Raw genomic sequence first — 12,302 nt, forward strand, 5'->3', positions numbered from 1 at the left:
CCATGAAACTATTCGTGTGTCGAAATATTGTATTTTCAAAGTATGTTCTATGACATAGGTAGATCGTTTGAGAAGGCGTGGAGATCTTGTGATTGTCAACGACAGCGTAAGAGCTGAAACTCTAAGGGAAGATATCGATCGAACGAAGCTGCTTGAACGATTGGTTGAAGTCAAGACGGAGTTGGCACTAATTGAAAGTGAACTTAGGGGCAAAACTCAGAGCGAGCTCTTTGCAAAGCTCACCCTTCACCAGCTAGAAGCGCTATGGAAGATCAAGGATGCTCCGATTGCGATGAAAGATCTCGCTCAGAGACTCGGGATAAGCGAGAGTTCAGCGACGGCCCTAGCCAACCGACTGGTAAGGAGCGGACTGGTGCGACGCTTTAGAGAAGCCGACGACAGAAGGGTGGTAAAACTTGAGCTCACCGAGGTGGCCTACAGGTCACTTGATGAGATGAGAGCTGCGCGAACCTTCAGCGCAAAGCGCCTGTACCGAGTGATCGACAACGCTCAGCTTCAAACACTTGTCTCAGTACTTGAAGAAGTAGTGAGACTAAATCAAATCCGTCCCTCTTCCTCTGTGGATCAAAATGCATAACCGTCAAGGAGAAACTCAATGAGCATAGACAATACGAAGACGGAAGCACCAAGAGAAGCTTCCCCGCTTCCGGACACTAAACGGGTTCGGCTAATATTTGCCGGACTAATGGTTGCGATGCTGCTGGCAGCATTAGATCAGACTATCGTAGCTACGGCGTTGCCAACCATAGTCGGCGACCTCAAAGGTCTCGGACGTCTTTCCTGGGTGGTAACCGCCTACCTTCTCACATCCACCGCATCGGCACCCTTATATGGAAAGATCTCAGACCTCTACGGGAGGAAGAAGATCTTCTTAGGAGCGATAGTCGTCTTTTTGACAGGTTCTGCGCTCTCTGGTCTCGCACAGTCGATGAACGAACTGATCGCCTTTCGTGCACTCCAAGGTCTGGGGGCGGGTGGACTGATCGTGCTCGCCACGACGATCATCGGGGATATCGTGCCTCCACGAGATCGAGGGAAGTACCAGGGGCTATTTGGTGCGGTCTTTGGAGTTGCTAGTGTTGCGGGGCCTTTGGTTGGTGGATGGTTGGTACAGGGTCCAGGATGGCGATGGGTATTTTATGTCAATGTTCCAATTGGCATAGTTGCCCTTGGAATCATTACCGTGGCCCTAAGAGAATCAAAGGGCACGCAACGCTATCAGGTCGACTACGTAGGAGCTTTGCTATCGGTAGCTGCAATCTCCACATTGCTGTTGGTAACGGTGTGGGGCGGGAGTACCTATCCCTGGATGTCCTGGCAGATCGCAGGGCTGACAGCGTTAGGTATCGTCTTGATCGTTCTCTTCGTAGCGAGAGAAAACAAGGCATCAGACCCCATTCTTCCTCTCAGGCTATTTAAGAACCGGGTGTTCACAATAGCAAACATGGCTGGCTTCATCGTTGGCGCTGGCATGTTCGGCGCTATCATTTACTTACCTACCTATCTTCAGATCGTGAGAGGCGTCTCACCGTCAACCTCAGGACTCCTACTCCTACCGCTTATGGGCGGTCTATTACTCTCATCTATAGGCTCAGGACTCATCATCTCAAAGATAGGTCGTTACAAGCTCTTTCCGATAATAGGAACGGCAGTTATGACCATTGGCATGTATCTACTATCTACCCTAGGAGCCCATAGCTCATATCTCCATGCAACCATCTTCATGGCTACCGTTGGATTGGGTATCGGAATGGTGATGCAGGTGCTGGTACTTGCTGTACAAAACGCAGTGGGTATGAAGGACATGGGTGTCGCCACTTCATCAGCGACCTTTTTTAGGTCAATGGGCTCTGCCTTTGGAACGGCTATCTTTGGATCTATCCTCACTTCCCGACTTACTCACTACCTAAAGCTTGTAGTACCAAAGGGCGTTCCCTTGGCCAAGCTGTCGACTGCGATAACAGGAAGTCCAGAACAGCTGAAGCTTCTCCCCTCACCCATCCACAGCGCCGCTGTAGATGCCTTTGTAAAGTCTTTACACGTGGTGTACCTATCAGCGGTCCCCGTCGCTATCGTAGGCTTCATCGTTACTCTAGTACTCCCTGAGATTCAGCTTCGAAAGTCCACCCGGTCAGAAGATAATCACTCGACTACCGCTACGGTAGAACAGTCACTTGGAGCACTGTAGTCTCCCATATTCCATAGATCTACCTAATTCATCTTGAGCTAACCTCAGCATCGCTCTCAGGACACTGCATCGAAAACTCATTGCGCAGAGTCTCAAGATGGGTCTCGGCGCCCTTAGTAGTGCTTAGATCGAAGAGACTCTAAAAACCTAGATGGAGCAGGACTTAGAGATCGTAGTCGAGCACCCTAGTAAAGGCGTATTCAAGTACAGACTCTGTGCTAAGGACAAACATATTCTTTGGCTACCCTGTTCTCCTCTAGCCTCGCAACGCCAGGGTCGTCTCTTCCTTCTCGGGTACTTCTTCGAGGTAAGACTTGCGGATCGGCAGGGTAAAGAGTGACTCCATCTGTATGACTCTCTTAAGTGCCAAGAAGATCGGCCAGGTTATTAGCCATGGAAGCAGACGAGCTCGCTTATAGTGCACTGCCAAAATTACAAATACGATAGCAGTGAGAGCAAACTCTACGACGACCGCCAAGATTACTGCGAGGTCAACACTGTGAAGATCAGCCTTAGCCAGTAGGGCCAACAGTGCGATAGGCGCCGCACCTCGCATAATACTGACTCCTCGCATAGACATGTTGCGAATCATGGAAAACCAAACTCTCGGACCCTCGTTTCCAGCGGTGAAGGGCGAGTGCCTGAAGAAGGTCTGTAGCGAAGCTCTGTTCCAACGTACTCTCTGCTCTCGGAACTCAGCTAATGTCACCGGGACGTCTTCCAAGATTCTTATATCGGTGTCGTACACAACCTGATATCCCAAGCGGCCAAATTGCATCGTAAAGTCTGAGTCTTCACCGTTCATTCCCTCGACAAAACCATCCATTGCTAACGCAGGTTCTCTTCTAAAGGCTGTAAAGGTGCCGGGGACGCAACTCACGGAGTCTACGTACTCTAAAGACAAGAAGTTAAACCCAAAGAGCCTCAACTCCTCGAAGTTGCGCATTTTTTGGAACCACCTGTCGCCTCGATCGGTTCTTGGCGCCGAAAGCGCACCGACCATGCCTACCTCAGGGTTCCTAAACCAGCGTGGCAGCGGAGTAAAGCAACCTGGAAGTACGTATGTATCTGCATCGATCCGCACTACGATCTCAGAGACAGCTGTTCGAAGAGCGGCGTTAAGCGCCGCCGCCTTACCTCCATGTTCCAGCCTCAGAACAATCCCATCAAGCGCCTCACACCTCGCAAGAGCCTCTTCTGCAACCTCAACGGTTCGATCTCTGGATCCGTCATCACCGATGATCAGGTAAACCTTGCCCAGATACGTGCTTGCGGCAGCATCGAGATAGGAGATCACTGTAGCTATCGATTCAGCTTCGTTGAATGCTGGCATGATCACATTTATTGGATCATAGGTAACAGAGTCCATCGTGTCGGGTTTCTTACCAAGGAAGAAGAAAAAGACGAAGGCCAAGTTATAGAAGGTAGGCGTCGCAAAGAGTGGGAGAAGAAGGATGAAGTTGGCGATCGATCTGTCAAGGCTCAGAAAGTAGACCGATAGGCTAATCGACACTACCAGAAAAGCGACCGTAACTATGACCGCAGAGCTCTGCAAGGGTCGCTTTGGGCGGAGAAGAGGAAGAACAGTGGGTCTTGGAAGCTGGTAGGTAACGGTGACGATCCGGAGATACACGAAGGTGGCAACAAAGAGATCGACCAATACACCCTCTAAAGACAAAGAGCCGATTGGTAGATGGGTCATAGTTGCAAAAACCGTCAGCAATGCGTCCAGTGAAACCACAAAGACTGCATAAACAGTCGCTGTCCATACAACCTGAAGCTTTTTCGTAAGTGGCGCAGGCATGACGATCGCTAAAGCCAAAAGGTCGGCTGCGATCAAAAAGCGATAGAGCACCGGGAAGGGCCCAGCAGACACAAGCTCCAAGGTGCTCGGAGCTCCAGGTACTACAGCGGTATCTACTGCTCGAACTACGTAGGAGTACCAACTAGCGAAGTGTTGATAGTCGACTATGAGAATCACCGTAGCAAAGGTGATATACGCAAAAAGTAGCGTGGGTCTCGTGAAGTGTCCCTTGGTGTTCTGTCCTAGTCGCACCACCGAAAGGCCGTCTCCCTTGTCGGAGGTTGAAGGGAGAAACAGTGGATAGACAAGAGTCGTGAGGGAACCTAACAAAAGTACAACTATTATAATCAGCCCTAAAAAGTCAACTTTCAAAAGCGCAAACCTTTCATTTCATGACAGATGCAGTCACCGAAGTTATCCAACCGTAGCTGAGCCGGTCATTCCAGGCAAAACGCTTTTCGGCATCGCACCCTTCATGTCGATCCGGACCTCGTAGTAAGTCTGACCGTTTACCTGGGTCGCAATGGGTTCAAAGGTGCCGACCTTGCCGGTGAAGGTGTCTGACACGCCAGGAAGAGAGATAGTAACCCTCGATCCAGGGGCCAAAGTATCGAGCTCACTCTGGGGAACATCGACGGTTACGTACCACCTAGAGGTTACATCAAGTACAACAAGTGCATTCTTTGTCGAATTTGAAGAGTTAGTTACACCCGACTCTACAGAGTTCAGGCCACCGCTCTGCGACGACGCCCCCTGAGGAGTAGTCGCATAGTAATACTGTGAGACCCCCGATGATCCCACAACACCACCAATGTTCCCATTTACATCCTCGACAACACCAGACACTGGGGCTCGAAGCATAAGGCTGCTGAGGATCGACTCGTCGTAGGCCAGCTGTGCTTGATCGTTAGCTAGTTGAGCCTTTGCGCTTTGGATCTGAGCGTTCGAACCTTTAGCGGTGGCTACTGCGATTCCGTTTTGGGCAAGACCAAGCTGCGAATTGGCGTTCTGAAGAGCAGCTGTAGCCTGGTTCTGATCGTTGATTACCTGCGCCTGAGCTGAACTAAGTTCAGCCTGAGCCTGCGATAGCTGTTTTTGATCGTTTGCAACCTGCTCACTCAGACTTAAGCAGGTGGCGTACAGGGTTGACTGTCCCGAGGAGACAGACGCCGTCGAGGGAGGAGGAGTAACTCCGTTTGGACAAGCCGTCTGAAACAGACTCTGGTCGTTGCTCAGCGCTGCTTGAGCGCTAGATACCAGAGTCCTATACTGAGAAACAAGCTGGTTTCCAGCGGAGGTGATATTGTTAAACGCTGACTGCGACGCCTGAACCGCTTGCTGAGCTTGTGAGACCTTTAGGTCAAGAGTGCTCGCCTCAGACGATGGCAACGTCGGAGCAACTAACGAAGCAAGGTTTGCCTCATCAGCGGCGACGGTCGCCTCGTTCGCAGAGACTTTTTGGGATATCGGTCCTACTGATTCGACCGCGAGAATCTGGCCCTCTTTCACTCTTTCGCCGCTTGCCACCGGTAGGCTAGTTATGGTCCCTGAGTAAGTAAAGTTGAGATCAAGCTGTTCGAATGGCTGTACCGTAGCGACCAGGTTTCCACTTCGTACTCTAATCACATCGATAACCGAAATAATCAGCACGACCACAAGCACAATGGCTAGTGCTACGCTCCCAATAACACGCTTATCTTTCATCGGTCACCTCTTGAGGCACGGGCCAAAACCCTGGACGTGTGGGCTCATTCACATTCGACACTATAGTAGACAACCTTTACTTCAACCTGAACATGTAAAACCTTTGATAACCCTGAGAGTGTGGCCTCAAAAGAACCAAAGTAAATCGGGACCTCCAGAGCCTCTTACAGCCAGAGACACCATATAAGATAGCACGCAAATATCGTCCGCTCTTTAAAATTCGCAGTTATTTGAGGACCCAACTGCTGTTTCTCTAAGGTATCGACTAAGGAATTCGGTCCTCGGTAATCCCAACCCGTCCCGCTACCAACACAGAAGTCTCACCCATCAAGCTCTCCCTGCGCTAAGAGGTCCTTAGTGCGCCCTAAGTAACAAAGCAAGCGTCAGCAAAAGCACAACCACTGTTCTGGTTGTTTCATTGGTGTTCACGATGATCCGCGCTTCAAAATCAAAGATAAAGTGCGCCTTGCAAATTGGAGTGCTTTGCGGTGTTGAGTTCTATCACTGAGGGACCAGGATGTTTCGAGATCTCCCTATGCTGTTCAATCTATCATAAAATGGCCGGCTTCATGTGTCGATACCTGCTTGGTGACATCCGAAGTAAGGGATAGACTATCTAAGAGAACCCGACCAAAACTACGGCTAGAGGCTTACTGGGTAACGTTAGTGAAGATAGCTTTGTAGGAGATCTATTGCTGGAATGGGGTTCAACGCAGAACAAGTTGGGCAAGTTGCGCCGGGAGAAGGAATATTGATCCAAAATCCACTAACGCTACTTTGCACAGCTGAGGCATCTTCAACGAGGACCGATCCTGTGGGTACCACCCCATTGCGACCGCTTGTAGTTAGTCCGGCAAGGATAGTAACCGTTGGGTTTGCGTCTCTTATCTGCTGCGCCGCAGAGGTGACAAACTGAGCGTAAAGAGCCGGACTGTTCTCTAGAGACTGCGCCTGAATATCTACTACGTCTGCGATCTTAGCCAGGGAGGTGTATAGACCCGAAGATAGAATCTGTTCATAGAGCGGCCCCTTACCAACCCCCTTAAATAGATCCAAGCCGGGAGTTGCGACGAGCTTTAGACCCCTAGAATGCAGAAGAGTCGAAGCCTCCTCGTAGTACTGTTCGGGATTCTGTTGTTCTTGAAGTGGGGTAAAACTCCAGTGCTCGAGGTCTACTACCACACCGTAAACACCGTTAGGGACACCTAACTGCAACTGACTCTGTAGCGCAGCGACAGATTTGACGTCGATTAAAGCTTTAGCTCCGATTCCGCCTGGATGCTGATTAGGGCCAAAGATAACGAAGTTATTGGGACTACTTAGTATCGTTTGTGAAAGAGTCTCAGGTAAATACTTCGTGGCAGCCGTGTATGTAATCAGCCAGCTGGGAGAGGATTGAGATATTGATGTCACAGGAACAGATCCAAGTGTCGTTGTGGTGCGGGCTGTCTCTTTAGAAGGCTTCCTACTGGTACCTTTTGCGCCTTTGGAACCACTAGTTCCACACGCCGAAAGAGCGATAGCCGCTGAGAGGATAAGAGCTATCGCCTTTAGCAAACGTCTCAGTTCACCGTCTCCCTAACTAGTTATACCGGCTCTATCTGCCAGATCTCATCCTACACCGTCCACATAGCACTTCCCAGCGGTCACATCGGTTGAGTCGGCAAATTGTGTTTACTCCTATAACCATAACCTATAGATAATGGCGGCAGTTGAATTTATGATGTTGGACTCCCGCTTATAGATGTAAGGACTTCCTGAAGATCTAATTCTGCTCCACATAGTGCGTCTCTTCTTCTTGGAGCCCACAGCGGGTAGCGGTATCGCCATCAACAAGGTAACTACCAACTTCTTTCGTTCGCCCAAAGCAGGAGATGGTCCGCTTCGTATGTGATGAATCGACTCTCGCTAAAGATCTAACTAAACCTTGACGAAGCTATAGAGGATCGGTCTAAGCATTGGAGGACAAATTGCGATTGAAGGGGCGTATCCAACCAAAATACATCTCAGCCAGAGTAGTTTTCTCACTATCTTTACTTGGGGTTATGCTCCTCTCGGGGGTCGGAACAACCATTGGGAGTTCGACTAGGCTTGCATCCGTGAATAGATCATGGAACTGGATGATAGCTAACTCCGCGCTCTCGCAGCTAACTCCAGCGGTCCAGAGCAATCTCAATCAAGCAGGTAACTACGTTATAGTGCCGCCTAACAGTCCCCCGACCTTGAGCTTTTCAGCCCAGAAGATAACTACTTATAAGAGTTACGCAGACTTTCAGCTTGCGATACAGGAACACGCCGTTCCAGCAGGCACCACAGGCATACTTCTCGACCTTGAGAGGTGGCAGTTCACTCCCCTAGTCGAACAGCAGGACCCTCTTAAATACTACGCGATGGCGAGCGTTCTGGCGAGAAGATACGGCTATTACTTGATCGCTGCTCCCGGACTATCTCTAATTCCGGGTGACTTTCCTCAAAAGCTCGCCTATATCTCGCGAAGTGACTTCTACGGCAAGCTATCACAGTATGCGCAGATCGTCGAGGTTCAAAGTCAATCGCTTGAGTTTAACCCTGGCAACTTTAACCATCTTTTGAATGTGGCTGTCGAGCAGGCTAAGAGTTCGAATGTCGACGCCGAAGTCTACGCTGGTCTGAGCACCAATCCCCCAGCCGGGATTGCTACTACCTCCCAACTTCTAAACCTTATATCTACAACTCCGATAGAGATACAAGGATTTTGGATGAACATTCCATCACCGGGACCGATGTGCCCCAACTGCAACGTACAGTCGCCCCAGGTGGCGGACGATCTATTTCAGGCTATAGGACTATAGATGTATCATGGAAGATAGGAGCGACGATGACCGCTGACAACTACAACTTCAAGGTTCCCAAGGTAAACTACAAGTGTACGAAATTTAGCGTTGTTGGGCGGGTCATAAATCTAGGTCCGTTAGCGAGTGGATTCGTAGTAGGTGTGCTTGCATACCTTATACTATCGCTAGAGAGAACCTCCAAAGAACTGGCAATACCGCTTTCTCTGGCTGTAGCGATGCTTATTGCATCTGTTAGTCTTTGGGTTGCCTCAATTCTCGAAAAAAGGACTCTTAGGTCCAACTCCTGGCTTCAGGACTCGATCGATCGAGCCATAGTGTGCCTCAACACCCAGATACTTGGCGAACTGAAGGCATACGAACAAAACACCAAGAACTTGCAACTAGAGATTGTCTCCTCGGGTGTCATTGGACTTCGTGACTTGACCACTGTCTACATACATCCTGTTTCTAAGGAGCTAATAGAGATGAAGCTTCAACTAGCAGCACTAAATGGCATCTCTGCCACCGAGAGGCTCAATATCTCAAGGTTCGGCTTTGAACTCGAGGAACTACGTTCATGGAACCCGCAGAGCGGACAACTCCAGCGCGCTCATCTAATCTGTTACCTCGATGTGCCCCAGGTATCCTTGGATGACTTCAACGTCTATACCTCTCGCTCAAGCGATGTGGTTGGCCGTCTGCTAGCTATCGCTTCTGCACCGATTAGTGAGCAAATTACGACAACGTTAGCGAAAGGCAGGTTCAGAGATCTTGTAGATCAGCTTGCCACAGTCGCTGATCTACGCTCAGAGCCACCAAACTCTACGCTCTCAGATCGAATTGAACGCGCGTCTGCGACTCTAGGTACACATTCACAAAGAGAGCAAGGTGAAGACAACGCAACTCATGAAAGATGATGGCCAACCGACATATTCTCCACATCTCTCCATGAAGACTCTATAGCGATACTGGTTGAGCGGCTTGGCGACCGCAACCCCCCATCGGTAAGGGCGGGGTCAAGGTCGCCCGCTACGAGGGGGCCGTCCTTGCCGATTAGGCGACTGCTGGTTTTCGATGTATCGCTTGATGATGTCTAGGGGCGCGCCACCCGCTGAGACCACACAGTACGAGGGGGACCAGAAGTGCTCTCCGTTCCATAAATCTTACGCAAATCTACTCACACAGATTTGCAGTTTATTTACTACTTCGTTGAAGCCAGTTTCACCATCCACCAAACCAAGGCTTAGTGGATGGCCAGAGCTTTCTTCTCCACAGTCGTTACTTTCGGCGGAACTCGCCGTAGGGCAACTTAGGGTTGCCAGTCCAACTCTCTCAATGTTGATCGCAGCATTGGTATCTCGTCTGAACGGTGCCGTAGACCTGCGCATCCCCGTAGACCCGACTGGCTCCGCCGACCTAGCTGTCTCCGAAGACTCGTGCCTTGTCGTAGATCTTCGCGTCCCCGTAGACGCAGGCGCTGTCGAAGACTAGAGCATTCGGCCCCACGTATACGGAATCCTCGACGTAGGCGGTGTCAGCTACCCAGCCCCCACCCCAGCGGTGTTGATGGGCTGGGACGGGGCCGTCGCCGTCTTGGAAGTCGAAGAGTGGCACGTAACTAGGGTACGACGTGCTGACTGCCCATTTCTAGGGGTTGATAGCCCTTATTGACGTCCTTTAGCACGCTAGCGAGGTTGCGCCGCTCTTTAGTGCGTTATTCCACGAAGCAAGCGTCCCTGGCGGTATCACTGTGAAGCCCTTCCCGCGGCCATTGGGCGACCACACTTCAATTGACTGTGCGTGATACTGCAATCCCATCGCGATCGTGCTACATGTGAGGGGTGCCCCACTTGTCTGGAAGTACACGGTGGGGTTCACCCCCTCTGAGTAGAGCGTTTGGATCTCCTGAACCAAGGGTCCTGAAGCTGCTGTAGAGGAGATATCAGGCGACAGATCGTTGTTCCCGATAATGCAGGTTGGCCCGCCGGAGGTTTTTGATTGCGCACAGGCGGTTGCTATGGTGTCCATCGCATTGACATTCGGACCCTGAGATCCTATGGCGCCTGGTAGTACGTTCATGGCGAAGGTGACGGGTGTCGTCTTCCAGTTGGCGTAATCGCCGAGTGCCTGCTGAAGGCAGGCGTATTGCAACGCTGGCGTCCATCCTGCGGCCTGGAGATTTCGCTGCGACACAAGGGCGCCTGACACCACAAACGGCTCGCCAGTGCTCGAAGAGCATGACGAGACGGACACCTGCCGAATGAGCGGGTTGCTATCAAACGCGGCGCCAAGGGCGAGTTGAAAGCTCCTCCACGCTGATTCAAAGCTCGGTGTCCACCAGCGCCCTATCTGTACGGTTACGCCATGAACGTCTTCCGTTACAGTGCCCGACTGTGAGGTGACCCAACTTGGTGCGCTATACCCCGCAAACACTCGGAGCTTCACTCCCACTGGGGTACTCGGGTGCTGCGCGTTCCAGGCGCTCACGGCTGCCAGTGAGTTGTCAAGGTCCGTCCAGTCGTAGACCCCTGGATGCGGTTCGAGTTGTTGCCATGCTTCATTGACCACTACCCCAGCGAACGCGCCTGCGTAGCCGTCAAGTGGCGACATGTCGATCGTCGGAAATGGTTGATCCTCCTGGTAGGAGTTCTGCGCGCCCATGTCGATAATGCCAAGGAGGGGTGGCTTGGATGCACCGGGTCCTGAACCCTGTGACGATGCCGGCGGTGCTTGCGCCTCGGTGGTTGGAGTACTAGCCGGAGCAGACCGCACACTCGCTTGTTGCGGCGTATGTGTCAGCCCATGATGCAGTCCCAGTCGGCAACCAGCGAGGACGAATGCGGAGGAGGTCAGCATCGCCAGGGGACGTAGAAAACGAGTCGTCATATCGTTACTATACAAGCGTGATATTACGGTGGTGTTAGCTCGCTATGAACACTTGACCCATGCCTCAGGAAAGCGCCCACGAAATGGGTGGCTCGCCTACATCTGCGCGCGGTTCGTGGGGGTGGTTGCCTCCGAGTGGGTAATGCCTTTTTCGTAGTAGTCGCAAGACGTTGCGATGACAAGCTCGTTGACTTGGGACTCCAGGAGGTCACGCTCGAAGGTTGCAATATCTCGTTGGAGGTTTCGAAGCTGTGAGAGTTGATACTCCGGGGCGGGGATGTCCTACGCTTGCGGGGCAATCGTGAGCAACCACCCCGCCTGGTCGTAGGCGACTGCCGCAAGCCCAATGCTCTCCGCAAGCTCCCTGCCTGCCGCAACCACCCCGTAGGGGGCGAGGCGCAGTTCGCCGCCACTGACCGCAAGGGAGTACGACGCTCTGCCCTCGCGATTGAGCACCTCTAATAGGTCGATACTGTCGACGTGGTGCAAGGGCTGAAACACCTCAATCACACGGTCAAGCGCTTCCTCGCTGTGCTCAACCGCCTTGATCTCAAGAATGGCGACCTCGGACATAACTGCTCCCCCTTAGAGGCTAGCTGTTGCTGTGGCGCAATATTGATAGTCGGAAGTGAGCACTTCCTCCTCATTGGGAACTGATGGCCTCCCATTGAGAGCATCGGCATTGACGGTGATCCCGTTGAGGATGAATCGCTGCTCACCCTCGACCTCAAGGATCACTGGGTTCTCCCCTGGGCAGGCCATGAGCTTTGCTTTGATCTTCTCAAGAATTGCTTCGGAGACATCTTCGCGCCGAACCGTGATACAGAATGCGTTGGTCATAAGTTCAGTATGGTTGTGTGCCTAAAGTTGTGCAAATAGGCCATAG

General features: G+C 51.6%; 11 protein-coding genes and 1 pseudogene. 5 read left to right on the plus strand and 7 right to left on the minus strand.

Annotation, left to right across the window (positions count from 1 at the left end; translation table 11 throughout):
* The first annotated feature begins 67 nt into the window (after positions 1–67).
* Positions 68–598, plus strand: a complete 531-nt coding sequence (locus BUA24_RS04935; protein WP_072789421.1) for a MarR family winged helix-turn-helix transcriptional regulator — start codon at positions 68–70, stop codon at positions 596–598.
* Positions 599–616: 18 nt separating this feature from the next.
* Positions 617–2,209 carry an MDR family MFS transporter gene (locus tag BUA24_RS04940; RefSeq protein WP_072789423.1) on the plus strand — a complete coding sequence of 531 codons (1,593 nt, stop codon included), beginning with the start codon at positions 617–619 and terminating at the stop codon, positions 2,207–2,209.
* A gap of 256 nt (positions 2,210–2,465) precedes the next feature.
* Here BUA24_RS04940 and BUA24_RS04945 read toward each other — a convergent pair whose 3' ends face one another.
* From BUA24_RS04945 to BUA24_RS04955, 3 genes are all read right to left on the minus strand, one after another.
* Positions 2,466–4,385 (minus strand): glycosyltransferase family 2 protein, encoded by a 1,920-nt coding sequence (locus tag BUA24_RS04945; RefSeq protein ID WP_072789426.1) that lies wholly within the window; start codon positions 4,383–4,385, stop codon positions 2,466–2,468.
* 42 nt (positions 4,386–4,427) lie between these two features.
* Complete coding sequence (locus tag BUA24_RS04950) at positions 4,428–5,717, minus strand: HlyD family secretion protein (protein WP_072789428.1); 1,290 nt, start codon at positions 5,715–5,717, stop codon at positions 4,428–4,430.
* A gap of 663 nt (positions 5,718–6,380) precedes the next feature.
* Positions 6,381–7,274: a hypothetical protein gene (locus BUA24_RS04955; RefSeq protein ID WP_072789431.1), complete on the minus strand. Its 894-nt coding sequence runs from the start codon at positions 7,272–7,274 to the stop codon at positions 6,381–6,383.
* A 542-nt stretch (positions 7,275–7,816) separates the two neighbouring features.
* Between BUA24_RS04955 and BUA24_RS04960 the strand changes: the two genes are divergently transcribed.
* Together BUA24_RS04960 and BUA24_RS04965 are read left to right on the plus strand one after the other, a co-directional pair.
* Positions 7,817–8,548, plus strand: a complete 732-nt coding sequence (locus BUA24_RS04960; protein WP_143146390.1) for a hypothetical protein — start codon at positions 7,817–7,819, stop codon at positions 8,546–8,548.
* A 26-nt stretch (positions 8,549–8,574) separates the two neighbouring features.
* Entirely contained in the window at positions 8,575–9,447 is an 873-nt protein-coding gene (locus BUA24_RS04965; protein WP_072789437.1) for a hypothetical protein, read from the plus strand.
* Between the two features lie 99 nt (positions 9,448–9,546).
* Here the strand turns inward: BUA24_RS04965 and BUA24_RS04970 are convergent.
* A pseudogene (locus BUA24_RS04970) lies at positions 9,547–9,690 on the minus strand (transposase); the annotation flags it as partial.
* A 49-nt stretch (positions 9,691–9,739) separates the two neighbouring features.
* Between BUA24_RS04970 and BUA24_RS04975 the strand changes: the two are divergent.
* A complete protein-coding gene (locus BUA24_RS04975; RefSeq protein ID WP_072789440.1) occupies positions 9,740–10,021 on the plus strand; it encodes a hypothetical protein in 282 nt (93 codons plus the stop codon).
* A gap of 186 nt (positions 10,022–10,207) precedes the next feature.
* On the opposite strand, the gene BUA24_RS04980 is transcribed toward BUA24_RS04975, so the two are convergent.
* The 3 genes from BUA24_RS04980 to BUA24_RS04990 all read right to left on the minus strand — a co-directional run bounded on the left by BUA24_RS04980 (position 10,208) and on the right by BUA24_RS04990 (position 12,256).
* Positions 10,208–11,416 (minus strand): hypothetical protein, encoded by a 1,209-nt coding sequence (locus BUA24_RS04980; RefSeq protein ID WP_072789443.1) that lies wholly within the window; start codon positions 11,414–11,416, stop codon positions 10,208–10,210.
* A gap of 282 nt (positions 11,417–11,698) precedes the next feature.
* A complete protein-coding gene (locus tag BUA24_RS04985; RefSeq protein ID WP_072789446.1) occupies positions 11,699–11,989 on the minus strand; it encodes a hypothetical protein in 291 nt (96 codons plus the stop codon).
* A 12-nt stretch (positions 11,990–12,001) separates the two neighbouring features.
* Entirely contained in the window at positions 12,002–12,256 is a 255-nt protein-coding gene (locus BUA24_RS04990; protein WP_072789449.1) for a hypothetical protein, read from the minus strand.
* Between the last annotated feature and the right edge of the window lie 46 nt (positions 12,257–12,302).

It is taken from the genome of Ferrithrix thermotolerans DSM 19514, from assembly GCF_900128965.1.
GTDB classification, from domain to species: domain Bacteria; phylum Actinomycetota; class Acidimicrobiia; order Acidimicrobiales; family Acidimicrobiaceae; genus Ferrithrix; species Ferrithrix thermotolerans.

Excerpts from the sequence above, each read along its gene's own strand:
- BUA24_RS04940 (WP_072789423.1), top strand. The coding sequence starts at position 617 with ATGAGCATAGACAATACGAAGACGGAAGCACCAAGAGAAGCTTCCCCG.
- BUA24_RS04980 (WP_072789443.1), bottom strand. The coding sequence starts at position 11,416 with ATGACGACTCGTTTTCTACGTCCCCTGGCGATGCTGACCTCCTCCGCA.
- BUA24_RS04950 (WP_072789428.1), bottom strand. The coding sequence starts at position 5,717 with ATGAAAGATAAGCGTGTTATTGGGAGCGTAGCACTAGCCATTGTGCTT.
- BUA24_RS04985 (WP_072789446.1), bottom strand. The coding sequence starts at position 11,989 with ATGTCCGAGGTCGCCATTCTTGAGATCAAGGCGGTTGAGCACAGCGAG.
- BUA24_RS04965 (WP_072789437.1), top strand. The coding sequence starts at position 8,575 with ATGACCGCTGACAACTACAACTTCAAGGTTCCCAAGGTAAACTACAAG.
- BUA24_RS04990 (WP_072789449.1), bottom strand. The coding sequence starts at position 12,256 with ATGACCAACGCATTCTGTATCACGGTTCGGCGCGAAGATGTCTCCGAA.